Here is a 24,157-nt window from a genome sequence, read left to right on the forward strand (position 1 = left end):
ATAACTGTAACAAAAATGTATCCGAATTGGAAACCGTTTGATGTTACAATGGGGTTTGTAGAATTTTGCTGAAATATATTACATAGAGTAGTTTATGCAAAGAGTGTAAGTAAACTACCTTCAACAAGAATGGTCAAGCGGGAATAAGAGGCTAACTTTTATTTTCAAATGGACAGAAAAGTATTTCGAAAAAAAAATCATTAAGTATTGGGTGATAAATAATGATAAAGATGACGAATGTTTATAAGGAGTACCCGAATGGTATGAAAGCCATTTCTGGTCTTACAGTTAACATTAAACAAGGTGAATTCGTATATGTAGTTGGACCGAGTGGAGCCGGAAAATCTACATTTATTAAAATGATGTATCGTGAAGAGAAACCATCTACAGGATCTATTAACGTAAATGGACTTGTAATTGAAACATTGGCAGAAAGAGATGTTCCGTATTTCCGCCGTCAATTAGGCGTAATTTTCCAAGATTTTAAATTGCTACCTAAATTAACGGTATATGAGAATGTTGCGTTTGCCTTAGAAGTAATTGAAGAAGAGCCAGAAGCAATTCGTGAGCGTGTGACAGAAGTATTAGGACTAGTAGGTCTAGAAGATCGTGCAGATGCACTTCCAAGTGAACTTTCAGGTGGGGAGCAGCAACGTGTTGCAATTGCAAGAGCAATTGTTAATAGACCAAAGGTTGTAATTGCCGATGAGCCAACAGGTAACTTAGACATTGAAACAGCTCTTGATATTATGAAGATTTTCACACGTATTAATGAGCGTGGTACAACGATTGTTATGGCGACGCATAATGCAGATATCGTAAATACAATTCGTCACCGTGTAATTGCGATTGAAGACGGAAAAATTGCTCGAGACGAGATTGAGGGAGGATACGGATATGAAGGCTAAGACCCTTAGTCGACATTTGCGAGAAGGTGTAAAAAATCTATCACGTAACGGATGGATGACATTTGCTTCTGTTAGTGCAGTAACAGTTACATTATTACTTGTAGGTGTCTTTTTAACAGCGATTATGAATATGAACCATTTTGCGACGAAAGTAGAGCAAGATGTAGAGATTCGTGTACACATTGATCCAGCAGCAAAAGAAGCTGATCAAAAGAAATTAGAAGAAGATATGAGTAAAATCGCGAAAGTAGATTCTATTAAATACTCTTCTAAAGAAGAAGAGTTAAAACGTTTAATTAAGAGTTTAGGCGATAGTGGAAAAACGTTCGAGTTATTTGAGCAAGATAATCCACTGAAAAACGTATTTGTTGTAAAGGCGAAAGAGCCAACAGATACAGCAACTATTGCGAAAAAGATTGAATCAATGCAGTTTGTAAGTAATGTTCAATACGGTAAAGGCCAAGTTGAAAAATTATTTGATACTGTAAAAACAGGACGTAATATCGGGATTGCGTTAATTGCAGGTCTTTTATTCACAGCAATGTTCTTAATCTCTAATACAATTAAAATTACAATTTATGCTCGTAGTACTGAGATTGAAATTATGAAACTTGTAGGTGCAACAAACTGGTTTATTCGTTGGCCGTTCTTGCTAGAGGGATTATTCCTAGGAGTATTAGGATCAATTATTCCAATTGGCCTAATTTTAGTGACATATAATTCGCTGCAAGGTGTGTTTAATGAAAAACTTGGCGGAACAATTTTCGAGCTTCTACCATACAGCCCATTCGTATTCCAATTAGCTGGTTTATTAGTGTTAATCGGTGCATTAATCGGTATGTGGGGAAGTGTAATGTCAATTCGTCGCTTCTTAAAAGTATAAAAAGTTGCAAACATAATTCGTACAAGCTTATCATATAGTAGAAATAGGTAAAGGCATCACACACTGTGTGATGCCTTTTGCTACACCACCTGTGTGTTTTGGAAAGGGGAATTCCGCATTGAAACGTAGAGTTGCGATTATTGGAATGGTTGTTGCATTTTTAATTGGTGCTGGCGGAATGTTTGCAGGAATGTCTGTATTTGGGGTTAGCCCAGCAGAAGTAACGCAAACAATTTCGAATGGAAACGCTAGCACAACGCAAGGGAATTTGGCAAAAATTAATGAGGCGTATGCACTAATTGATTCACGTTATGTGGAAGACGTGAAAGATGACAAGTTAGTCGAAGGTGCAATACAAGGTATGTTGTCTACGCTGAAGGACCCTTATTCCACGTATATGGATAAAGAAACAGCCAAACAGTTTAGTGAATCGCTTGATCCAGAGTTAGAGGGGATTGGGGCTGAGGTGAATAAGACGGACGGTAAGCTTATTATCGTATCTCCAATTAAAGGTTCACCAGCAGAAAAGATAGGAATTAAACCGAATGACCAAATTTTATCTGTGGATGGAAACAGTGTGAAAGACTTATCACGTGAAGAAGCAGTACTAAAAATTCGTGGTAAAAAAGGAACGACTGTCGCGATTGAAATTAAACGTGCAGGAGTAGCTGATCCGATTGTATTTAAAATTAAGCGTGAAAAAATTCCGATCTTCACGGTGTTTAGTTCTGTGAAGCAAGAGAGTGGAAAAGATATCGGCTATATGCAAATTACTTCGTTTGCTGAAAATACAGCGAAAGAATTTAAGGATCAGTTAAAAGAGTTAGAGAAGAAAAACATACAAGGTTTAGTTATTGACGTGCGTGGTAATCCTGGTGGCTATTTGAATAGTGTAGAAGATATACTAGGAGAAATTATGACGAATAAAAAGCCAATGCTACAGGTAGAGCAGCGAAATGGAGAGAAAAAGAAATTCTCCACAGAACTGAAAGAGAGAAAGTCATATCCAATTTCAGTGTTAATAGATAAAGGAAGTGCCTCTGCTTCAGAAATTTTAGCTGGTGCGCTGAAAGAAGGAGAAGGTTACGATTTAATTGGTGAAACAACGTTTGGTAAAGGGACTGTTCAGCAAGCTGTTCCATTTAAAGATGGCAGCAACATTAAATTAACAATGTTTAAATGGTTAACTCCAGATGGAAATTGGATTCATAAAAAAGGAATCAAGCCAACTGTAGAAGTGAAACAACCAGATTACTACCATGCGACGCCAATTCAAATTGAAAAGACACTTTCATACAACTCAAATGATGTCCAAGTAAAGCATGCACAAGAAATGCTAAAAAGCTTAGGATATGTACCGGGTCGTGAAGATGGATACTTTAGTAAAGAGACAGAATCAGCGCTAAAAGCATTCCAAAATGCAAATGAGATGGAAGCGACAGGACAGCTTGATAAAAAGACAGCTGAAGCAATTCAAACGAAAATCATTGAAAAAATCCGTTCTGGAGAAAATGATTTGCAATTACAATCAGCATTAAAATTAATGGCAAAATAAGAAGAAATACAGGCATTTTATTGCCTGTATTTTTTTGTGTTAAACACACGTTTCTCCAGTTATGATAAGATAAAAAGAAAGAATGATATAAATGGTGGTGAGTGAGTTCGTGGAAGCATGGATTTTTGAAATAATGCGGGCAGTTGGACGTTTTTTCTTACACCCTGCTGTCTATGTATTTTTAATAAGTAGTATCTTCGTTGGATACTTACGTATATTACGAGAGAGAAAAGATTTTTCTTTTAAAGTTTATGATATTTGGTTTGAGCTGCGAACATCTCTATTTGTAGGGATTGGATACGGATTAATCGTATCTCTTATTACGATTGGGCTTGGACTTGTTGTTTCTAAAGCGAGTTTATGGGTAATCTTACTTTGGACTTTGCTATTCGGATTAACGGCTATGTATCGATATTTATCGGCAGCTTATACGTTTAGTATTGCGATTGTATGTGTTTTACTATCTTCTAAGCTACCAGTTTCCTTCTTACAGCTTAGAGAAGGAGAAGAGGGTACGATTGTATCTCTTGCTATTTTACTAGGCGTCATGCTTCTTGTAGAAGGCTTATTGATTTCTAAAAATGCGGTGGGATATTCTACACCAAACATTAGGAAGGGGAAGCGTGGACTAAAGATCGGTTTACACGAATCGAAGCGTTTATGGATTATTCCTATTTTTATTCTTGTACCGGGTGATGCGGTAACGCAGTTCATTTCATGGTGGCCGGTCGTTTCGATAGGTTCAAATACATATTCTTTATTCCTCGTTCCATTTTTAATTGGATTTATGAGAAAGATTAGAAGTTATGAGCCGACAGAAGCTTTATTATTTACAGGAAGACGTGTTTATGGATTAGCAGGACTTGTACTTGTTCTAGGAGTCGCAAGTTACTGGTGGCATGTACTTGCAATTATCGCGATGGGAGTCGCAATGCTTGGACGTTTCACAATCTCGATGCAAGAAAAAATTGTGGATGAGACAAGACCAGCCTATTTCGCTGCACGTAATGACGGACTTGTTGTGTTAGATACAATTCCAAATACAATTGGAGCGGAGCTGAATTTACTGCCTGGAGAAATTATTACGAAAGTAAATGGAGTTATTCCAAGAAGTGCCGAGGAATTTTATGATGCACTTCAAACGAAGACGACAGGAGCTTTTTGTAAATTAGAAGTATTAGATACAAATGGTGAGCTTCGTCTTGCTCAAACGGCGTTGTATGCTGGAGGACATCACGAATTAGGTGTTGTGTTTGTTCAACAGGATCATGAGTGGGATTCGGAAGCGATGTAAATAGAAGTGAGGGTGTTACCTTTAGGTAACACCTTTTTGTTTGATTGGGAGCGGAAGTACATAAAATTTATATCGGCGATTATTTGAATACATCGACTTTCCGGTAAAAAACGAAAGCCATCGCAAACCTTATTTGTAGTTTCATAGACGAATCACTTGAATAATTATTTGATAATGGTTATCATTTAGGGAGTCTTTTGAATTTTGGAAAATGGAGGGAAGATATGCTACGTAAATTTTTTTCTTACTATAGACCGTATAAAGGTTTATTTATACTCGACTTTTCTTGTGCAGTTATCGCAGGATTACTGGAACTTGGCTTCCCACTTATCGTAAACCAATTTATTGATAAGTTATTGCCAGGGCAAAACTGGACGCTGATTTTATGGGCGTGTTTCGGTTTATTTGCAGTTTATATGTTAAATGCAGGCCTGCAATATGTTGTTACATATTGGGGACATATGCTTGGGGTTAACATTGAAACAGATATGAGGCAGAAATTATTTGATCACATTCAAAAGCTATCATTCAGATTTTTTGACAATAATAAAACAGGTCATTTAATTTCACGTCTTACAAACGATTTAATGGAAATTGGGGAAATTGCTCACCATGGGCCAGAAGATTTATTTATCGCTGTTATGACTTTAGTTGGGGCGTTCTCATTCATGATGATGATCAACTGGAAGTTAGCGCTATTAACGTTCTTCGTCATTCCATTCCTACTATGGTTGGCACTTTACTTCAACAAAAAAATGACAGGTACGTTTAGACGTTTATTCTCAGATGTTGCTGATTTCAATGCATGTATTGAGAACAACGTTGGTGGTATTCGCGTTGTACAAGCATTCGGAAATGAAAAGTTTGAGAAAGAGCAATTTGCTGTGAACAACGCCCGTTTCCGTACAACGAAATTAATGGCTTATAAAATTATGGCGTTAAATTCGTCAATTAGTTATATGCTCATGCGTCTCGTAACGCTCTTCGTCTTAATATGCGGTACATGGTTTGTTCTGCAAGGTGAATTAACGTACGGTGGATTTATCGGATTCGTTCTATTAACGAATATCTTCTTCCGCCCGATTGAAAAAATTAATGCGGTAATCGAAAGCTATCCGAAAGGGATTGCTGGTTTTAAGAGATATGTAGAGCTTCTTGAAACAGAGCCAGATATTGTAGATTCTAAAGATGCGATGGAAGTTAAACATGTACACGGTGATATTCAATATAACAACATTACGTTCGGATATGAAAACAAAGAACCGATTTTAAACGATATTAGTTTGAAAATCCATGCAGGTGAAACAGTTGCGTTCGTTGGACCATCTGGGGCGGGGAAAACAACGTTATGTAGCCTATTACCACGTTTTTATGAGCAATCATCTGGTTCAATTCAAATTGATGGCATTGATACGAAAGAGATGACATTATCGTCACTTCGTAAGCAAATCGGAATTGTGCAACAAGATGTGTTCTTATTCTCGGGAACGATTCGTGAAAATATTGCTTACGGAAATTTAAAAGCGTCAGAAGCTGACATTTGGCAGGCAGTAAAGAGAGCGCAGTTAGAGGATTTAATTTACTCGCAGCCAGACGGTTTAGATACAGTTATCGGTGAGCGCGGCGTGAAACTTTCTGGTGGACAGAAGCAACGTCTAGCGATTGCCCGTATGTTCTTGAAAAACCCGCCAATTTTAATTTTAGATGAAGCGACTTCTGCACTAGATACAGAGACGGAACTAGCAATTCAAAAATCACTTGCAGAATTAGCAGTTGGCCGTACAACATTAGTGATTGCACATAGACTTGCAACGATTAAAAATGCAGATCGTATCGTCGTTGTAAATAAAGACGGTATTGCAGAGCAAGGTTCACATGATGAATTAATTGAGCGTGGCGGAGGATATAGTAGGTTATACGAAGCACAGTTTAGTTCGTAAATATAATTTCTGCTGAATTAGTGCACCATAAGTAGGTGAAAATCTCATATGGGAGGCTATAAAGTATGATTGTAACAACAACGTCTACAATTCAAGGAAAAGAAATTATTGAGTATATCGATATCGTCAATGGAGAAGCGATTATGGGTGCGAATATCGTTCGTGACCTTTTCGCCTCTGTCCGTGACGTTGTCGGCGGTCGTGCTGGCGCTTATGAAAGTAAATTAAAAGAAGCGCGCGACATCGCAATGGAAGAAATGAAAACTTTCGCAAGACAAAAAAATGCGAACGCAATTGTGGGTATCGACGTGGATTACGAAGTCGTTCGCGAAGGGATGCTAATGGTTGCGGTGAGCGGGACTGCCGTCCGAATATAAAGTAAAAAGCCGTGCTGATGCACGGCTTTTTATATGCTATGTCGAAGCCTCGATATTTCTTGGGAAATGGGGAAGGCCCTGTCGATATATAGGGAAGACATTAGAGCGCTTCTTTACATTTCCGTATTTGAACTAATAATGTTTCGTATTCTTGGTTGAGAGATGTGATGTCATCGTGATGATTGGGTATAGAAATCCGGCTGATGACTTCAGTTAATTTTGTTTGTAACCGTAATAATTCTTGTTCAGTAACGTTTACAGAATCCCCGGTTGTTCTTTTTGTGTATTGCTCGTAATTACCGTGGAATACTCTTGGTTCACTCTCATCTACTTGTAGAATATGGTCTGCAACAGAACGAATGAATGCACGGTCATGGCTAATGAAAAGTATAGTGCCAGGATATTCTTGTAACATGCTTTCTAATTCTTCTTGCGTTGCTAAGTCTAAATAGTTTGTCGGTTCATCGAGCAGAAGCATATTATAGTTTCCTAAAAATACTTTTGCGAGTGCAACCTTCATTCGCTCACCCCCGCTTAGAACGTGCACAGGTTTATGAACATCTTCACGGCGGAATAGAAGCCGTGCAAGTATTGTGCGAACGAACGACTCTGTATAGTTTGTTTCTTCTAGAACATTTTCTAAAATGGTTTTATCTGTTTTTAAAATGGATAGTGTTTGTTCGAAATACCCAATCTTACAACTTTTCGAAAGCTGAATGCCGCGCTCGTTTGCGAGAAGCATGTTGAACAAAGTCGTTTTTCCGCTTCCGTTTGCGCCTAAAATAGCAAGTTTTGCACCAGGAGCAATAGTTCCATTCATATTTTTAAATAGTGTGCGGTCACCTATTTTCTTTGTTGCTTTATTGAACTGTACTGCCACCTTACTATGAATGGGTGTATGGTATTGCACGTCAAACTGAGCTTGAGAAAGATCCTTTGGCTTTTCTTTCTTTTCTAATTTTTCGAGACGTGTCTCTAATGCTTTTGCTGCTTTACTAACCTGTTCTTGGCCATGAGCCCCACTTAATTTATAAAGTTTAGATTCAGATGAACTGAACCGTGTTGGGATTTTTGTCATGCTAGAAGCACGTTGCTTTTTTTGTAAAATGGACTGCTCTAAACGATTTTTTTCTTGTACATATTGCTCATATTCTGCTTGTTTTTGTATTCGCTCACGTTCTTTTTGCTTTCGATAGTTGGAATAATTACCTTTATACTCTTGAATAGTACCGTCTTCGATTTCGATGATTTTTGTACATATCGCATCTAAAAAGTCACGATCATGTGATATTAAAACAAGTGCCCCTTTATAAGATAAAAGTGCCTTTTCTAATTGCTCTGTACCAACCATATCTAAGTGGCTTGTTGGTTCATCAGCGAATAAAATGCCTGCATTCTGTTCAAGAGCGTGGGCAATTTTTAGGCGCATTCGTTCACCGCCGCTCATTGAATTTGTAACGTTTGAAATGCTCCATTTTCCTTTTGCGAGAGAAGAAGCGGTTTCTGGTAGTTCTTCGCTAAGCTGAGGAATGATGGAGATAGAACTATGATGAGTTACTGTACCTTCGTCAGCTTCTATTTCTTTACTTAATATTTGTAGTAACGTAGATTTTCCAGCTCCGTTGACTCCGACAATTCCTATACGATCCTGCGCTTGAATTTCCAGTGATGGTAACGTAAATAGGGTACGATCACCAAAGCTCTTTTCAATATTACGTGCGAATAAAATAGTCATAAAAAAACCTCCCTAGTTTCACTAGAGAGGATAAATGTCGCCCATGCATGTGAAAATCGTACATAAATAAACGATTTTTTCACATGATCGTTTCGAAAGAAAGTATCGACAAATGGACAGACTAATCCCCTGCTAGTTTTCATCATTTTTGTTCACTATTTGTGATGGATGAAATAAATAAGAGAATTAGAACTTCATTGGTCAAAGTACCTTCCTTTCATAATATTACTTTTATTGTATGCGCATACAAATGAGATTGTCAAACTTATTTCTGTTTGTGATTTTTGAATTCGTTATTATAAATTTGTGCTTTTGCTAGTGCTTCAACATCATTTTGGATTTCATCTAATCCATTCGCATCCCCAATAATATATCCTTCAAATGATGAACCAACAAAATCAAAGATATATTGGAACTGAGCAATAAGCGGCAATGCTTTCAGTTTTGGATTATCTCCGCCAACGATGACAACGTACATTTTTTTGTTTTTCATTTTCTCTTTGAAATGAAGAGATGTATCACGCAAACTTTGTGACCAGCGATCGACGAAGTTTTTCATATGACCGCTCATTCCGTACCAGTATAGCGGTGTAGCGAAGATAATCGTGTCGTGCGCTAGCATGCGTTCGATTAATGGCTCGTAGTCATCGTTTACAGGCTGGAATCCTTCTGCATCGTGACGTTGATCTGTAATAGGATGGACTGTATGGTCTCGCAAGTAAATTTGTTCTGTTTTAATTCCATCAATCATCATATGTGTTAGAGCTTCCGTATTCCCGTTTTGTCTTGAACTGCCATGTATAACAAACATGTAATCATCCCTTTTCTTTTGCTTGTTTTAGGAGTGAAACGTGTTTTTGCAAATTCGTTTGAATGCTAGAAAGTAATGAGATTTGCTTTGTTACTTCATTGAGTTTATCTTCGTAAAGTGTAAGGATACTGCTGCATGGGTTTTCGTATAGATGCGGCTCGATTTCGAGGCAGCGCAGCATCCTTGCCGTCTCTTCTAAATTTAAGCCAATTTGTAAGTACATTTGAATAAGTTCTACTTTTTCAATAGCACTTTCATCAAAATCACGGTAGCCATTTGTGAGCCGCTTAGAAGGGAGTAATCCCTTTTCTTCGTAATGTCTTAGTGATCTTTCGCTAACTCCAGTTTCTTTTGATAACTCCCCGATTCGCAATGCGTTTCACTCCTTTTAAACATATTGTAAACCTTCACACTAATGTGAAGGTCAACTCTGTTTTTTCGCAAAAGAATCCACATGATTTAAAAACACTTGAATGGCTTTAGACGGAATAAAATATTTGCCGCGCACGATGGAGAATGGGCGTATTAACTGTTCATTTGGAACTTCGACGTGGAATAGCTCTTTTGCCAGTAGCTCTTTCCGTACAGTCCAATCAGAAAGTATAGCGATGCCAAGCCCAGCAGCGACGGCTTCCTTCACGCTTTGTATACTGCTAAATGTAAAGAATCGCTTCATTTTTAAATGGTGTTGATGGATAAAGCGGTCACTATAAGCACGTGTACCGGAACCACTTTCTCTTAATACCCATACTTGGTCTTGGAGTGTGCTTTCATTTATTTCCTTTGTGCGGAGCAGTGGATGATTTGGCGGAACGACGAGCTTCATTTCATCTTGCATAAATGTTTCGACGTTAACATCAGCGTATACGACTTGCCCTTCCACTAAGCCGATATCAATTTGATTAGAGCGAAGACTTTGCAAAACTTCTTCTGTATTTGAGATAAAGGTATGCACTTCGACACGTGGATTTTCATTGGCATAGTTAGCGAGTATTTTTGGAAGTAAGTATTCGCCAATTGTAAAACTAGCACCGATGCGAAGTGTTCCTGTTACAACGTTATGTAGTTCATTAATTTCTTGCTTAGCATCTTCGTAAAGAGAGAGCATTTGCTTTGCATGAATGTATAGAATATTTCCAGCTTCCGTGACTTGGACATGTTTCGGAGATCGCTGAATGAGTGTAGTTCCAAATTCGTTTTCTAAGTTGCGAATGTGCATACTTACGCCAGGTTGTGAAAGATTTAATAACTCCGCTGCACGAGAGAAGTGTTTTTGTTCAACAACCGTAACAAAAATCTTTAAAATGTCTACGTTCATTTGCAAAGCTCCTTTCGTTTTTCTTTCATCTTATCATAAGTATTTCTGATGATAGAGATTTGGTATTGGTATTAAACTTATTATAAAAACTCTCTTATAATGTAACTAGAAAGAACATGCATGTTCCAATACGATTATTGGGGTGGTTCAAAGTGGAACAAACACTTGTTATACAAAAGAAGAAGGGCTTTGGATTTTCGCAAGGAATTGGGATTACGTTATTAATCGCCATTGTCGCGAAATATTTAGCAGAGCTTCCATTTTTAAATATTATGGGACAATTAGTAATTGCTATTCTAATTGGGATGGTTTGGCGAGCAGCGGTTGGAGTTCCGCAAGAAGCGATAGCTGGAACGAACTTCGCGAGTAAGAAGCTGCTTCGCTTTGGGATTATCTTACTTGGAATGCGATTAAATCTTGTTGATATTGCGAAGGCGGGGCCAAAAGTACTGGTCATCGCAGCGGTTGTTATTACATTTACTATTTTCGTTGTATACGGATTAACGAAAGTATTTAAAGTAGACAAGAAACTTGGGATTTTAACGGCGTGCGGGACGGCAATTTGTGGCGCGGCAGCGGTCGTGGCAATTGCACCGCAAGTGAAAGCGAAGGATGAGGAAACGGCAGTCGGGGCAGCGATTATTGCAATTTTAGGTACAATATTTACACTTATTTATACGCTATTATACCCAGTGCTTGGCTTTTCTCCGTACGGTTACGGTGTATTCTCAGGTGCGACGCTGCACGAAATTGCTCATGTTATCGCAGCTGCAGCGCCAGGCGGTAGCACGGCTGTAGACATTGCGGTTATCGTAAAATTAACGCGCGTTGCGATGCTTGTGCCAGTAGCGATTTTAATCGGATTGTGGTTTGGTAAGAGTGAAGGTAGCGAGGAAAAAAGATCATGGCGCGACCTTCCAATTCCGTGGTTCATCTTCGGATTTTTAGCGATGAGTGCAGTGCATTCACTTGGGATTATTCCAGAAGTTGTTGCGGGATACATTGTTGTCATTGCTTACATGCTTATCGCAATGGCGATGGCGGGGCTTGGTTTAAATGTAGAGTTTAAAACGTTCCGTAAATTAGGAAGCAAGGCATTCGTGGCAGGGCTGATTGGCTCGATTTGCTTATCGGTTCTTGGATATGTTCTCGTATGGGGATTAGGATTTATGTAGTAGGAAGAAGCTGTTCCAAAAGGTATTTTGGGACAGCTTTTTCTTATGCTTATCGTGCTACAGATGTCAGTAAAGTCGATATATTTGGGAAATCGCCGATATAAATGAAGTTGCGCTAATATAAATTGAATTACTCTTGTACTTTGTTAGAGAAGATATGTAGTGAAACGTTTTTCTAAAATTTGTAAAGATATCTTTACTTGTAATTGGAAAATATTTATAATTTAAGTAAAGATATCTTTACTTTCGAAGGTGGAACCTATGGGTGTGAAAAATAAGATCAAGGAATTAAGAAAACAACATCATATAACACAAGTAGAAATGGCAAAGGCGATGCAGGTGACGCGGCAGACGATTGTGGCGATTGAAAATCATCATTACAATCCGAGCTTAGAGTTATCCCTAAAAATCGCCAAATATTTTGGAGTAAAGGTGGAAGAAATATTTACGCTAGAGTAGGGGGAGAGAAATGGTAGGAAAACGAGCATAGCGATAGGAGGAAGGGGAAATGCAAGACGAGTTTGAGAGATTTCAGTCAGATAAAGCGTTTAAATATGTAGGGTTGTTTTTCACGATTAGTTTAGCTGTGTGGAGTTTGTACAATTTAATCATTTACGGAAGTGCGGGTATGCCGTTTGTGTTATTTGTACTAGGGCAGTTTGTTTATTTCTTTGTGAACTATTGGCCGAAATGGAGATATAGAAATAGTAAAGAAGCTGATCGTGTATGAGTAAGAGAGAGGTCACGAAATTCGTAGGGAGTTTGCTTTTAGCAGGGATTCTTTTAAATGTGAGTTTAATGATTTTAAGTATTTCATGGGGAACTATTTTTATATCGAATGTAGCACTAGTCATTTTATATGGAATTTCCGAATATAGAGAACAGAAGCGTTTGAAAGAAGAGGGAGTACCGTCGATTGATGAGAGAGTTGTGAACAAGATGAAGTCGCATTTTACGATTTGTATTACGAGTTTTGTTTTTTTGTTCATTATGTATCTTTGTGTAAATAAGTATTTAGAAAGACAAGTAGTAAATGTAAATGAGTTATTATATATCGTTATTTTTGGTTTGTTAATTAGTATGGCATCAACGAGTATTTTAGCAACAAGGAGTAAATAGAAAAAGGGGAACTGGGATGGGATTACCGGTATTATGTGTCGCTACAGTCATATTTGCGCTTCTTTGGGGCATGCAAAATTTTTCTCGTAATCCAGTGCCAAGCATTTGTATTATGATTGGTACTGTAGGTTTATCGTATTATTTATTACTATTAGCTCATTATCATAAAACAGCAACGAGCGTTGTTGTGGGAGCACTTATTTTATTTTGTGGTCGTGCTGTACAAAAGGGGTTATTTCCGTAAAAGCTGTTTATACAAAGGGTATAAACAGCTTTTTGTATTTTTTTTACAGAATACTTGAAAGTTACGTAACGTCATCTTTTATAATGAAGGAGAAGAGGTGATAGTAGTGATTTCAATACAACAATTGACGAGAGAAACAGGGGTTACGGTACGTACATTACGTTATTATGATCAAATAGATTTATTAAAGCCAAGTGGGAAAACAGAGGGTGGACATCGGTTATATAGTGAAGCTGATGTCATTCGTTTGCAACAAATTTTATTTTTAAAAGAAATGGGATTTTCATTAAAAGAAACTGCGAATATGTTAGGAAAAGATGAGCTGGATTTAAAGGATTCTCTTGAAAAACAACTTCGGTTTGTACAAGAAGAACAAAAGAAATTCAATCGAATGGAGCGTATTTTACAAGCTGTTGTTTATTCAGTAGACGTCGAAGGAGATTTGGATTGGAAAGTTATGTTTGAACTTATTCAGCTTTCAAAACAGTCTCCTCGTATACGGGAAATGTTCCAAAATGAAGTATTTTCAGGGGAGGAACAAAAATTACTTCGTAATTTACCAAACATGAGTGAGGAAGATCCGAATGTGTTGGAGTGGGTAGATTTATTAAAGCAATTACGTAATTTTATGAAAGACGGTAAAGAAGCAGCGAGTGATGAGGTGCAAGAGGTAACGAAGAGATTAATGCAGAAGTGTTTGGAAATGGCTAATGGTGACGAAGCGTTTTTAGATAAGTTATGGGAAGTTAGAAAGTCAAAAGAAGATTCGCAAAGGATGGGTATGTATCCAATCGAAGAAGAACTTTTAGTATATATGGACGAAGCTTTTCGTATTTATGATGAAAGGGAGAGGGATAAATGAGTATACTCGCGGAATATCGTTGGTATTTTTTAATTGGGGCAGAGATTATATTTTGGTTATCGGCTATCGGTTTCTTTTTACTCCGTTACGGATTTCGTTTGAAGAAGGCGAGTTTTATTATGGGGATTGTACTCCTCGTAAATGAAGTGTTTATTTTAACTTTAGGGGTAGTGGACTACTATCAAACAGGAAAGTTCTCTAACTTTCAAATTATTACTGTAATTATTTTATTGTATGCAGTTTTTTACGGGAAAAAGGATTTGAAGAAGCTTGATATATTTGCGCAAAAGCTAGTTGCGAAATGGCGTAATGAACCGGTGCCTATTATTGAAGATCAGGTAGAATTAACAGGTATGGCCTATGCAAAGCAGGAAATACAAAATTGGGTAGTACATCTTGTTTTATTCGTTGGTGTGCACATATTCTTTTTCTTCGCGTATGGATTTATTCCATTTGAACAATGGGGTAATTGGTTAGAATCGGGAATCGTTTTAAATAAAGATGCAAGTCGCGTGAGCCAAGTGTGGGCAATTATATTTTTAGTTGATACAGCGATTTCATTTTCATATGTGATTTTTCCGAAGAAGGAGAAAGGAAAAGAAAAGCTACTTTCATAGGGGAAAGTAGCTTTTTAGGTATACAAATAATTTTTATAGGAGAGGATGGCAATAGGAAAAGGAAATGGTTTTATATGTCTATTTCTCTTTAGTTTAGTAGCATGCTCACAACCTAACATTACAATTGATAAGAAGAAGGATGTCATTGTAAAGGGAACAGGAACTTCCAATCTAGATAAATTCGAACAGTTCGTTTTGAATGTTGAACAAGGGAAAGTTGATAAAATAAGAATTGTTCATTATACACATGAAGGCGATCCAATTTTTCAAACGTTAGAGCATAGTGGGGAAGCTATACTTTATGTGTCAGATAATAGACAAGATCAATTTGCTGGTGAGGCTAAAGGGTTATATAAAGATAGCTGTAAAAGTATTGTTAAAGACCAGCGCGAATCAAAAATTACTTATAGGCTAATAGATTGTACGAAAGAAGATGGGCGCAACGGATATGACTTAGTATATGTACTTAAAAAATAGAGTTAGTAGAGGAAGGAAGTATGTACTCCTTCCTTTTTCTATGTATATATTGTCGAAAACTTTACCGAATATCTGTTCGTTTTTTTTAGGTTTTTTATAGGCATTCGTGGTAAAATAATAATACAGATTTTTATGAGGAGGTCGGATTTTACTTGGAACATCAATTTGAAATTATATCAGCGTATTCCCCGCAAGGTGATCAGCCGGTAGCTATAGAGAAGCTTGTAGAGGGAATTAATAGTGGAAAGAAAAAGCAAGTGTTGCTTGGAGCGACAGGAACGGGTAAGACATTTACAATTTCAAATGTCATTAAAGAAGTGCAGAAGCCAACACTTGTGATGGCTCACAATAAAACGTTAGCAGGACAGTTATATAGTGAGTTGAAAGACTTTTTCCCGAATAATGCAGTTGAATATTTTGTTAGTTATTACGATTATTATCAGCCAGAAGCGTATGTACCACAAACAGATACGTTTATTGAAAAGGACGCGCAGATTAATGATGAAATTGATAAATTGCGTCACTCGGCAACGTCTGCATTATTTGAACGGGACGATGTAATTATCGTTGCGAGTGTATCGTGTATATATGGTTTAGGTTCTCCTGAAGAATACCGCGAGTTAGTTGTGTCACTTCGAGTTGGTATGGAGAAGGACCGCAATCAATTGCTTCGTGAACTTGTTGATGTACAGTATGGACGTAATGATATTGATTTCAAGCGTGGTACATTCCGTGTACGCGGAGATGTAGTTGAAATCTTCCCGGCATCACTTGATGAGCATTGTATCCGAATTGAGTTTTTCGGTGATGAAATCGATCGTATTCGTGAAGTAAATGCGTTAACAGGTGAAGTATTAGCAGAACGTGATCATGTAGCGATCTTCCCAGCATCCCACTTCGTTACACGTGAAGAAAAAATGAAGGTTGCTATTGAAAATATCGAAAAAGAATTAGAAGAGCGTTTAAAGGAATTAAATGATAATGGCAAGTTGTTAGAAGCGCAACGTATAGAACAGCGTACACGTTATGATTTAGAAATGATGCGCGAGATGGGCTTTTGTTCAGGTATTGAAAACTATTCCCGTCATTTAACACTTCGTCCAGCGGGTGCAACGCCGTATACGTTATTAGACTATTTCCCTGAAGATTTCCTAATTGTTATGGATGAGTCACACGTATCAGTACCGCAAGTAAGAGCGATGTATAACGGGGACCAAGCACGTAAGCAAGTGCTTGTGGATCATGGATTCCGTCTGCCATCAGCTTTAGATAATAGACCGCTCACGTTTGATGAGTTTGAAGAGAAAACGAATCAAGTTATTTACGTTTCAGCAACGCCAGGACCGTACGAATTAGAGCAGTCACCGGAAGTAATAGAACAAATTATTCGTCCAACAGGGCTTTTAGATCCACCGATTGATATACGACCAATTGAAGGTCAAATTGACGATTTATTAGGAGAGATTCAAGATCGTATTGCGAAAAATGAACGTGTATTAATTACGACTTTAACGAAAAAAATGTCAGAGGATTTAACGGATTATTTAAAAGATGTAGGAATTAAAGTGAACTATCTTCACTCTGAAATTAAAACGTTAGAACGTATTGAAATTATTCGCGATCTTCGCCTCGGTAAATTTGATGTACTTGTCGGTATTAACTTATTACGAGAAGGATTAGATATTCCGGAAGTATCACTTGTAGCTATTTTAGATGCGGATAAGGAAGGGTTCTTGCGTTCAGAGCGTTCATTAATTCAAACAATTGGTCGTGCAGCGCGTAATGAAAACGGCCGCGTTATTATGTACGCAGATCGCATAACGAGATCGATGGGCATTGCAATTGAAGAAACGCAGCGTCGTCGTACGATACAGGAAGCTTACAATGAAGAGCATGGTATTACGCCGAAAACAATTCAAAAAGGTGTGCGTGATGTAATCCGTGCAACGACAGCTGCTGAAGAGCCGGAAACATATGAAGCAACGCCAACTAAGAAGATGACGAAAAAAGAGCGTGAAAAGACAATTGCGAAGATAGAAGCAGAAATGAAGGAAGCGGCAAAAGCGTTAGACTTCGAGCGTGCAGCTGAATTAAGAGATTTACTATTAGAATTAAAGGCGGAAGGGTGAAAAGAGTGAGCATGAGCAAGGATTTTATTGTTGTAAAGGGTGCTAGAGCACATAACTTAAAAAATATTGATGTAACCATTCCGAGAAATCAGCTTGTTGTTGTAACGGGATTGTCTGGTTCAGGGAAATCATCATTAGCATTTGATACGATTTATGCAGAAGGGCAGCGCAGATACGTAGAATCGTTATCTGCGTATGCACGCCAGTTTTTAGGGCAAATGGATAAACCGGATGTAGATACGATTGAAGGATTATCACCAGCGATTTCAATCGATCAAAAAACGACGAGTCGTAATCCGCGTTCAACTGTCGGAACGGTAACGGAGATTTATGATTATTTACGCTTATTATTTGCGCGAATTGGTACGCCAATTTGTCCGAATCATGGTATTGAAATTACATCACAAACAGTAGAGCAGATGGTAGACCGTGTTCTCGAATATCCTGAACGTACGAAATTGCAAGTACTAGCGCCTATCGTGTCAGGACGTAAAGGTGCACATGTAAAAGTACTTGAAGATATTAAGAAGCAAGGTTATGTTCGTGTACGTGTTGATGGGGAAATGCTGGATGTATCTGAAGAGATTACGCTAGATAAAAATAAGAAGCATTCCATAGAAGTTGTAATTGACCGTATTGTTGTGAAAGAAGGAATTGCAAGCCGTCTTGCTGATTCACTCGAAAGTGCATTAAAGCTTGGCGGGGGACGAGTGTTAATTGATGTTATGGGAGAAGAGGAACTTCTGTTTAGTGAACATCATGCTTGTCCGCATTGTGGTTTTTCAATTGGAGAATTAGAACCGCGTATGTTCTCGTTCAATAGTCCGTTCGGTGCATGTCCTTCTTGTGATGGACTTGGCTCAAAGCTAGAGGTAGATTTAGAGCTTGTTATTCCGAATTGGGATTTAACATTAAATGAACATGCGATAGCTCCTTGGGAACCGACAAGTTCACAATATTACCCACAACTTTTACAATCTGTATGTAATCATTACGGCGTTGATATGGATATGCCTGTGAAAGATATACCGAAAGATTTATTCGATAAAGTGTTGTACGGAAGCGGTGAAGAGAAAGTTTACTTCCGCTATGTAAATGAATTTGGTCAAGTGAAGGAAAATGAGATTTTATTTGAAGGTGTTATTCCGAATATAGAGCGTCGTTATCGTGAGACGAGTTCTGATTATGTTCGTGAGCAAATGGAGAAATATATGGCAGAGCAAGCTTGTCCGAAGTGTAAAGGTGGACGCTTAAAGCCAGAGAGTTTAGCTGTTTTCGTTGGTGATAAAACGATTGCTGACGTAACGAAGTATTCTGTTCAAGAAGTACAGGAGTTCTTCTCAAATGTGGAACTAACGGAGAAACAACAAAAAATTGCTCATTTAATTTTAAGAGAAATTCAGGAGCGCGTTGGATTCTTAGTGAACGTTGGTTTAGATTATTTAACGCTAAGTCGTGCGGCTGGTACGTTATCAGGTGGTGAGGCGCAGCGTATTCGTTTAGCAACGCAAATTGGTTCTCGTCTAACTGGCGTACTTTATATTCTTGATGAGCCTTCTATCGGTTTACATCAGCGCGATAACGATCGTCTTATTCGCACATTGCAAGAAATGCGCGATTTAGGAAATACGTTAATTGTCGTTGAGCATGATGAAGATACGATGATGGCTGCTGATTATTTACTTGATATCGGACCTGGTGCAGGTATTCACGGTGGGCAAGTCGTCTCAGCGGGGACGCCAGCTGAAGTGATGCAAGATGAGAATTCATTAACAGGGAAATATTTAAGCGGTAAGGAGTTTATTCCAGTTCCACTTGAAAGACGTAAAGGTGACGGAAGAAAAGTAGAAATTGTCGGTGCAAAAGAGAATAACTTAAAGAATGCGAAAATGTCATTCCCGCTTGGTACGTTTGTAGCGATAACGGGTGTATCAGGTTCTGGTAAAAGTACGATGATTAATGAAGTACTATATAAATCGTTAGCTCAAAAGCTATATAAAGCAAAAGCAAAGCCAGGGACTCATAAAGAAATTAAAGGTCTTGAGCACTTAGATAAAGTTATTGATATTGATCAATCACCAATCGGTCGTACACCACGTTCCAACCCAGCAACGTATACAGGTGTATTCGATGATATTCGTGATGTGTTTGCACAAACGAACGAAGCGAAAGTGCGCGGGTATCAAAAAGGACGTTTCAGCTTTAACGTAAAAGGTGGCCGTTGTGAAGCATGCCGTGGTGACGGGATTATTAAAATCGAAATGCATTTCTTACCAGATGTGTACGTTCCGTGTGAAGTTTGTCATGGTAAACGTTACAACCGTGAAACGTTAGAAGTGAAGTATAAAGATAAGAACATTTCTGAAGTGTTAGGGATGACAATTGAAGATGGAGTAGAGTTCTTCGCTAATATCCCTAAAATTAAACGTAAACTTCAAACACTTGTAGATGTTGGGCTTGGTTATATGAAATTAGGACAGCCAGCTACGACGTTATCTGGTGGGGAAGCACAGCGCGTGAAATTAGCTTCTGAATTACACCGTCGTTCTACAGGGCGTACTTTATATATTTTAGATGAGCCAACGACTGGTTTACATGCACATGATATTGCGCGTCTTCTAGAAGTATTGCAGCGTCTTGTTGAAAGTGGAGAGACGGTTCTTGTAATTGAGCACAATTTAGATGTTATTAAAACAGCTGATTATATTGTTGATCTTGGACCAGAAGGCGGAGACAAAGGTGGACAAATTGTTGCTTCAGGAACGCCAGAGCAAGTAGTGAAAGAAGAGCGCTCGTATACAGGTAAGTATTTAAAAGAGATTTTAGTTCGTGATAAAGCAAGAATGAAAGAGAAAATAAAAGAAGTAGAGTTATCGCAATAAATTTATTGATGAAAACCGAGTGGAAATGACGCTCGGTTTTTATTTTACGAGGAAAAACTGGTAAGTATGTTAGTAGGTATACAAGCATAAAGGATAGAATAAGTTGATATAAGCGCTCGTATGATACTTGCGTTTATTATCTATTAGCGTATGATGAAAGATATATGTTTAAAGGATGTGTAACGAAATGAGATGGATTGTATCACTTCTTGTAAATAGCGTTGTGTTAATCGCTGTATCGGGACTTTTAAAAGGGATTGCACCAGACGCGTTTTATGTAGCAAATATACAAACTGCAATTATTGCGAGTATTATATTAGCGATTTTAAATGTGTTCGTAAAGCCGTTTTTAATTTTAATTACGTTACCAATTACTGTTGTAACTTTCGGTTTCTTCTTAATTGTTATTAATGCGATTACGTTAAAAATAACAGATTCATTATTAGGGGATTCTTTCAATATAACAGGGTTTGGTGTAGCTATTGTTGCGGCAATTTGTATTTCAATTTTCAATATGATCATTGAAAAAGCAATTGTTGAACCGTTATATGAAAAAAAGAGAAAGTGACAAAAGGAAAAACATTTCATCATTCGTATGAAATGTTTTTTTCTATTTATTAGAAACCGTATTTCTTGTTTTCAGAAAAAAATGGTACAATATCCGGTAGAATGGAATTTTACATCAAATGAGACTGAACCCGCAGCGGAGTGGAGGTTTATACATATGCCGAAAGTAAGGACAAAAGATTTAATTGAACAATTTCAATTGGAGTTAATAAGTGGTGAAGAAGGAATTCATCGTCCGATTGATACAAGTGATTTATCACGACCTGGAATTGAAATGGCAGGATTTTTTACATATTATCCAGCTGATCGCGTGCAGCTTCTTGGAAAGACGGAGCTTACGTTCTTTGACACGTTAACGTCAGAGCAAAAACAAGAGAGAATGAAAGCGCTTTGTACTGAGGAGACACCATGTATTATTGTAACTCGTAATCAAGATGTACCAGATGAGTTACTACAAGCATCACGTGAATCAGGCATGCCTTTATTACGTTCTTCTCAAACGACAACGAGATTATCAAGTCGTTTAACAAATTATTTAGAGGGTAAGTTAGCACCAACAACAGCTGTTCATGGTGTGTTAGTAGATATTTACGGCGTTGGTGTTTTAATTACAGGTCAAAGTGGTGTTGGTAAAAGTGAGACGGCTCTTGAGCTTGTAAAACGTGGTCACCGTCTTGTTGCGGATGATAGCGTAGAAATTCGCCAAGAAGATGAGGACATGTTAGTCGGAAGCTCACCAGATTTAATTGAGCATTTATTAGAAATTCGTGGCTTAGGTATTATTAATGTTATGACGTTATTCGGTGCAGGGGCAGTGCGAAATTATAAGCGTATTACACTTGTTATTAATCTTGAAATTTGGGATCAAAAGAAAAATTATGATCGCTTAGGTCTGGATGAAGAGAAGATGAAGATTATTGATACAGAACTTACGAAGATTACACTTCCAGTTCGTCCTGGTCGAAACTTAGCTGTTATTATTGAAGTGGCAGCGATGAACTTCCGTTTGAAACGTATGGGAGTCAATGCAGCACAGCAGTTCTCTGAACGATTAATGAGTGCGATTGAGTTAGGAAATCAGGAGTAAACATTGGAGAGGGAGGTCATACATATGCTGTTAGGTTCTGTACCGCAGCTTGACCGTGTAGCTGTTCAACTTGGACCGTTCCCTGTATATTGGTACGGGGTTATTATCGGTACAGGTGTGCTATTAGGTCTTTGGCTAGCAACTCGCGAGGGAGAGCGGCTAGGTATTCCAAAAGATACATTTGTTGACCTTGTATTAATTGCAGTACCAATCGCTATTCTATTTGCGAGAATGTACTATGTTATTTTTGAATGGGAATATTACGCGCAAAACCCGAGTCAAATTATTAATATTCGTCAAGGTGGTTTGGCGATTCATGGTGGTTTAATCGGGGCTGTTATTACAGGGATTCTTTTTGCAAAACGTCGTGGACTTTCATTCTGGAAGTTGGCGGATATTGCTGCACCAAGTATTTTACTAGGACAAGCAATTGGCCGATGGGGAAACTTTATGAACCAAGAGGCGCATGGTGATGAAGTAACGAGACAGTTTTTAGAAGGTCTTCATTTACCAGATTTCATTATTAATCAAATGTACATTGAGGGTGTGTATTATCACCCGACGTTTTTATATGAATCATTATGGAATTTTGCAGGTGTAATTTTATTACTTGCATTACGAAAAGTGAATTTACGCCGCGGGGAATTGTTCTTCACATATTTAATTTGGTATTCAGTAGGACGCTTCTTCGTAGAAGGGTTACGTACAGATAGTTTAATGCTAGGACCACTTCGTATTGCACAAGTAATGTCAATTGGAATTGTTGTTATTTCTATTATTTTCATTATTGTGAGACGAAAAATGGGGCAAGCTGATAAAAGATATTCGGAAAATTAGAGAAAAGTAGCATCTTATTATAAGGTGCTGCTTCTTTCATATTCAGGAAAACGAAAGGACTAGGGCAATGAGAATAAATACAGTGTTATTTGATTTAGATGGAACTTTAATTAATACAAACGAACTTATTATCTCTTCTTTTTTACATGTGTTACATACATATTATCCAAATCAGTATAAGCGTGAAGATGTATTGCCATTTATCGGTCCATCTTTGCATGATACTTTCAGCAAGATTGATGAAAGTAAGGTTGAAGAGATGATTGCATGTTATCGTCAATTTAACCATGATCATCATGATGAATTAGTAGAAGAATATGAAACTGTATATGAAACAGTTCAAGATTTGAAGAAACAAGGTTATAAAGTTGGTATTGTTACAACGAAAGCGAGACAAACGGTTGAGATGGGATTAAAGCTATCAAAGCTTGATGAGTTTTTTGATGTTGTCGTGACAATTGATGATGTAGAGCATGTGAAACCACATCCAGAGCCACTTCAAAAAGCACTTGAGTTGTTAGGTGCGAAACCGGAAGAAGCGTTGATGGTTGGAGATAACCATCATGATATTGTCGGCGGACAAAATACGGGTACGAAAACAGCTGCGGTTTCATGGACATTGAAAGGTAGAGCATATTTAGAAGCTTATAAACCAGATTTTATGTTAGATAAAATGAGTGACTTACTACCGATTTTGTCCGATATGAATCGTTCATAAAGGTTCGAGTAAGTTAGTAGGGATGCGTATCCCTACTAACTCAAAGTTTTACTTTTTTAGTGGAGGAGCGAGCTAAGTGCGACGGACAACGCGCTATCCTGTTTCAGGAGAGAATTCATTATGGAATGTGTATAAAACAGTTTCTTTTTGGAAGGTAATGAAGAATTTTATTATTATCCAAATTGCACGTTACACGCCATTTTTATCTGTGAAGAATTGGTTGTATCGTACGTTTTTACGTATGAAGGTAGGAGAGAAAACATCATTTGCACTTATGGTAATGCCAGATATTATGTTTCCAGAAAAGATAGCTGTGGGAGAAAATTCGATTATTGGCTATAACACAACGCTTTTAGCACATGAATATTTAATTCGTGAATATCGTCTTGGAGAAATCGTCATTGGAGATGAAGTGATGATTGGAGCAAATACAACGATATTACCAGGTGTGAAAATTGGAGATGGCGCGATTGTCTCAGCGGGCACACTTGTTCATAGAGATGTACCGAGCGGTGCTTTCGTAGGAGGCAATCCAATGCGTATTATTTATACGAAAGAGCAAATGGCGGCGAGAGAAGTCTCATACTAAAAATGTAACATTTCTCCTCTTTTTTTATGAATA

The 24,157-nt window shown here is 37.9% G+C and carries 25 protein-coding genes; 21 read left to right on the top strand and 4 right to left on the bottom strand.

Annotated features, from left to right (window positions below):
* The first annotated feature begins 221 nt into the window (after positions 1 to 221).
* The 6 genes from ftsE to EUC40_RS01225 all read left to right on the top strand — a co-directional run bounded on the left by ftsE (position 222) and on the right by EUC40_RS01225 (position 6,957).
* Positions 222 to 908, top strand: a complete 687-nt coding sequence (gene ftsE / locus EUC40_RS01200) for a cell division ATP-binding protein FtsE (protein ID WP_000594333.1) — start codon at positions 222 to 224, stop codon at positions 906 to 908.
* Positions 898 to 1,791, top strand: a complete 894-nt coding sequence (gene ftsX / locus EUC40_RS01205; protein WP_000645026.1) for a permease-like cell division protein FtsX — start codon at positions 898 to 900, stop codon at positions 1,789 to 1,791. Before ftsE ends, ftsX begins: the two co-directional genes overlap by 11 nt.
* Positions 1,792 to 1,909: 118 nt before the next feature.
* Positions 1,910 to 3,346, top strand: coding sequence for a S41 family peptidase (locus tag EUC40_RS01210; RefSeq protein WP_000830316.1), 1,437 nt, complete (start codon positions 1,910 to 1,912; stop codon positions 3,344 to 3,346).
* A 91-nt stretch (positions 3,347 to 3,437) separates the two neighbouring features.
* Entirely contained in the window at positions 3,438 to 4,640 is a 1,203-nt protein-coding gene (locus EUC40_RS01215; RefSeq protein WP_156573276.1) for a PDZ domain-containing protein, read from the top strand.
* Positions 4,641 to 4,864: 224 nt separating this feature from the next.
* Entirely contained in the window at positions 4,865 to 6,580 is a 1,716-nt protein-coding gene (locus EUC40_RS01220; RefSeq protein ID WP_071710076.1) for an ABC transporter ATP-binding protein, read from the top strand.
* Between the two features lie 65 nt (positions 6,581 to 6,645).
* Positions 6,646 to 6,957, top strand: a complete 312-nt coding sequence (locus EUC40_RS01225) for a heavy metal-binding domain-containing protein (protein WP_000637523.1) — start codon at positions 6,646 to 6,648, stop codon at positions 6,955 to 6,957.
* A gap of 100 nt (positions 6,958 to 7,057) precedes the next feature.
* On the opposite strand, the gene abc-f is transcribed toward EUC40_RS01225, so the two are convergent.
* The 4 genes from abc-f to EUC40_RS01245 all read right to left on the bottom strand — a co-directional run bounded on the left by abc-f (position 7,058) and on the right by EUC40_RS01245 (position 10,821).
* A complete protein-coding gene (abc-f, locus tag EUC40_RS01230) occupies positions 7,058 to 8,692 on the bottom strand; it encodes a ribosomal protection-like ABC-F family protein (RefSeq protein ID WP_156573278.1) in 1,635 nt (544 codons plus the stop codon).
* Positions 8,693 to 8,957: 265 nt separating this feature from the next.
* Positions 8,958 to 9,503, bottom strand: coding sequence for a flavodoxin family protein (locus tag EUC40_RS01235; protein ID WP_156573280.1), 546 nt, complete (start codon positions 9,501 to 9,503; stop codon positions 8,958 to 8,960).
* Between the two features lie 4 nt (positions 9,504 to 9,507).
* A complete protein-coding gene (locus tag EUC40_RS01240) occupies positions 9,508 to 9,876 on the bottom strand; it encodes a MerR family transcriptional regulator (RefSeq protein WP_071710079.1) in 369 nt (122 codons plus the stop codon).
* A 51-nt stretch (positions 9,877 to 9,927) separates the two neighbouring features.
* Positions 9,928 to 10,821, bottom strand: a complete 894-nt coding sequence (locus EUC40_RS01245; protein ID WP_001100007.1) for a LysR family transcriptional regulator — start codon at positions 10,819 to 10,821, stop codon at positions 9,928 to 9,930.
* A gap of 152 nt (positions 10,822 to 10,973) precedes the next feature.
* Here EUC40_RS01245 and EUC40_RS01250 point away from each other — a divergent pair, with 152 nt between their 5' ends.
* From EUC40_RS01250 to EUC40_RS01320, 15 genes are all read left to right on the top strand, one after another.
* A complete protein-coding gene (locus tag EUC40_RS01250; RefSeq protein ID WP_156573283.1) occupies positions 10,974 to 11,996 on the top strand; it encodes a YeiH family protein in 1,023 nt (340 codons plus the stop codon).
* Between the two features lie 261 nt (positions 11,997 to 12,257).
* Positions 12,258 to 12,455 carry a helix-turn-helix transcriptional regulator gene (locus tag EUC40_RS01255; protein WP_000538359.1) on the top strand — a complete coding sequence of 66 codons (198 nt, stop codon included), beginning with the start codon at positions 12,258 to 12,260 and terminating at the stop codon, positions 12,453 to 12,455.
* 49 nt (positions 12,456 to 12,504) lie between these two features.
* Entirely contained in the window at positions 12,505 to 12,726 is a 222-nt protein-coding gene (locus EUC40_RS01260; RefSeq protein WP_098663615.1) for a hypothetical protein, read from the top strand.
* Positions 12,723 to 13,115, top strand: coding sequence for an ATPase (locus EUC40_RS01265; protein ID WP_156573285.1), 393 nt, complete (start codon positions 12,723 to 12,725; stop codon positions 13,113 to 13,115). The genes EUC40_RS01260 and EUC40_RS01265 overlap by 4 nt, the downstream gene beginning before the upstream one ends.
* A gap of 16 nt (positions 13,116 to 13,131) precedes the next feature.
* A complete protein-coding gene (locus EUC40_RS01270; protein ID WP_000524145.1) occupies positions 13,132 to 13,359 on the top strand; it encodes a hypothetical protein in 228 nt (75 codons plus the stop codon).
* Positions 13,360 to 13,459: 100 nt separating this feature from the next.
* Positions 13,460 to 14,221: a MerR family transcriptional regulator gene (locus tag EUC40_RS01275; protein ID WP_156576899.1), complete on the top strand. Its 762-nt coding sequence runs from the start codon at positions 13,460 to 13,462 to the stop codon at positions 14,219 to 14,221.
* Positions 14,218 to 14,838, top strand: a complete 621-nt coding sequence (locus EUC40_RS01280; protein WP_156573287.1) for a hypothetical protein — start codon at positions 14,218 to 14,220, stop codon at positions 14,836 to 14,838. Before EUC40_RS01275 ends, EUC40_RS01280 begins: the two co-directional genes overlap by 4 nt.
* Positions 14,839 to 14,883: 45 nt before the next feature.
* Positions 14,884 to 15,315: a DUF4362 domain-containing protein gene (locus EUC40_RS01285; RefSeq protein ID WP_156573289.1), complete on the top strand. Its 432-nt coding sequence runs from the start codon at positions 14,884 to 14,886 to the stop codon at positions 15,313 to 15,315.
* Positions 15,316 to 15,467: 152 nt separating this feature from the next.
* Positions 15,468 to 17,444, top strand: a complete 1,977-nt coding sequence (gene uvrB / locus EUC40_RS01290; RefSeq protein ID WP_071710084.1) for an excinuclease ABC subunit B — start codon at positions 15,468 to 15,470, stop codon at positions 17,442 to 17,444.
* Positions 17,445 to 17,455: 11 nt separating this feature from the next.
* Positions 17,456 to 20,326 carry an excinuclease ABC subunit UvrA gene (gene uvrA / locus EUC40_RS01295; protein ID WP_156576900.1) on the top strand — a complete coding sequence of 957 codons (2,871 nt, stop codon included), beginning with the start codon at positions 17,456 to 17,458 and terminating at the stop codon, positions 20,324 to 20,326.
* Positions 20,327 to 20,513: 187 nt separating this feature from the next.
* Entirely contained in the window at positions 20,514 to 20,894 is a 381-nt protein-coding gene (locus tag EUC40_RS01300; RefSeq protein WP_156573291.1) for a phage holin family protein, read from the top strand.
* A gap of 156 nt (positions 20,895 to 21,050) precedes the next feature.
* Complete coding sequence (gene hprK, locus EUC40_RS01305; protein ID WP_001127250.1) at positions 21,051 to 21,980, top strand: HPr(Ser) kinase/phosphatase; 930 nt, start codon at positions 21,051 to 21,053, stop codon at positions 21,978 to 21,980.
* A gap of 24 nt (positions 21,981 to 22,004) precedes the next feature.
* Complete coding sequence (gene lgt, locus EUC40_RS01310; RefSeq protein ID WP_156573293.1) at positions 22,005 to 22,817, top strand: prolipoprotein diacylglyceryl transferase; 813 nt, start codon at positions 22,005 to 22,007, stop codon at positions 22,815 to 22,817.
* 67 nt (positions 22,818 to 22,884) lie between these two features.
* Complete coding sequence (gene ppaX, locus EUC40_RS01315) at positions 22,885 to 23,535, top strand: pyrophosphatase PpaX (RefSeq protein WP_156573295.1); 651 nt, start codon at positions 22,885 to 22,887, stop codon at positions 23,533 to 23,535.
* Positions 23,536 to 23,611: 76 nt separating this feature from the next.
* On the top strand, positions 23,612 to 24,124 hold the full coding sequence (locus EUC40_RS01320; protein ID WP_001255058.1) for an acyltransferase: 513 nt from the start codon (positions 23,612 to 23,614) through the stop codon (positions 24,122 to 24,124).
* Positions 24,125 to 24,157 lie beyond the last annotated feature (33 nt).

The sequence above is a fragment of the Bacillus luti genome (genome assembly GCF_009739945.1).
Taxonomy (GTDB): domain Bacteria; phylum Bacillota; class Bacilli; order Bacillales; family Bacillaceae_G; genus Bacillus_A; species Bacillus_A luti.

Bases quoted from the DNA above. Each gene is read 5' to 3' on its own strand.
- EUC40_RS01265 (WP_156573285.1), top strand. From the start codon at position 12,723: ATGAGTAAGAGAGAGGTCACGAAATTCGTAGGGAGTTTGCTTTTAGCA.
- ppaX (WP_156573295.1), top strand. From the start codon at position 22,885: ATGAGAATAAATACAGTGTTATTTGATTTAGATGGAACTTTAATTAAT.
- EUC40_RS01260 (WP_098663615.1), top strand. From the start codon at position 12,505: ATGCAAGACGAGTTTGAGAGATTTCAGTCAGATAAAGCGTTTAAATAT.
- EUC40_RS01300 (WP_156573291.1), top strand. From the start codon at position 20,514: ATGAGATGGATTGTATCACTTCTTGTAAATAGCGTTGTGTTAATCGCT.
- EUC40_RS01215 (WP_156573276.1), top strand. From the start codon at position 3,438: ATGGTGGTGAGTGAGTTCGTGGAAGCATGGATTTTTGAAATAATGCGG.
- EUC40_RS01225 (WP_000637523.1), top strand. From the start codon at position 6,646: ATGATTGTAACAACAACGTCTACAATTCAAGGAAAAGAAATTATTGAG.
- lgt (WP_156573293.1), top strand. From the start codon at position 22,005: ATGCTGTTAGGTTCTGTACCGCAGCTTGACCGTGTAGCTGTTCAACTT.
- EUC40_RS01235 (WP_156573280.1), bottom strand. From the start codon at position 9,503: ATGTTTGTTATACATGGCAGTTCAAGACAAAACGGGAATACGGAAGCT.
- EUC40_RS01220 (WP_071710076.1), top strand. From the start codon at position 4,865: ATGCTACGTAAATTTTTTTCTTACTATAGACCGTATAAAGGTTTATTT.
- ftsE (WP_000594333.1), top strand. From the start codon at position 222: ATGATAAAGATGACGAATGTTTATAAGGAGTACCCGAATGGTATGAAA.
- EUC40_RS01280 (WP_156573287.1), top strand. From the start codon at position 14,218: ATGAGTATACTCGCGGAATATCGTTGGTATTTTTTAATTGGGGCAGAG.
- abc-f (WP_156573278.1), bottom strand. From the start codon at position 8,692: ATGACTATTTTATTCGCACGTAATATTGAAAAGAGCTTTGGTGATCGT.
- EUC40_RS01285 (WP_156573289.1), top strand. From the start codon at position 14,884: ATGGCAATAGGAAAAGGAAATGGTTTTATATGTCTATTTCTCTTTAGT.
- ftsX (WP_000645026.1), top strand. From the start codon at position 898: ATGAAGGCTAAGACCCTTAGTCGACATTTGCGAGAAGGTGTAAAAAAT.
- EUC40_RS01245 (WP_001100007.1), bottom strand. From the start codon at position 10,821: ATGAACGTAGACATTTTAAAGATTTTTGTTACGGTTGTTGAACAAAAA.
- hprK (WP_001127250.1), top strand. From the start codon at position 21,051: ATGCCGAAAGTAAGGACAAAAGATTTAATTGAACAATTTCAATTGGAG.
- EUC40_RS01270 (WP_000524145.1), top strand. From the start codon at position 13,132: ATGGGATTACCGGTATTATGTGTCGCTACAGTCATATTTGCGCTTCTT.
- EUC40_RS01255 (WP_000538359.1), top strand. From the start codon at position 12,258: ATGGGTGTGAAAAATAAGATCAAGGAATTAAGAAAACAACATCATATA.
- uvrA (WP_156576900.1), top strand. From the start codon at position 17,456: ATGAGCAAGGATTTTATTGTTGTAAAGGGTGCTAGAGCACATAACTTA.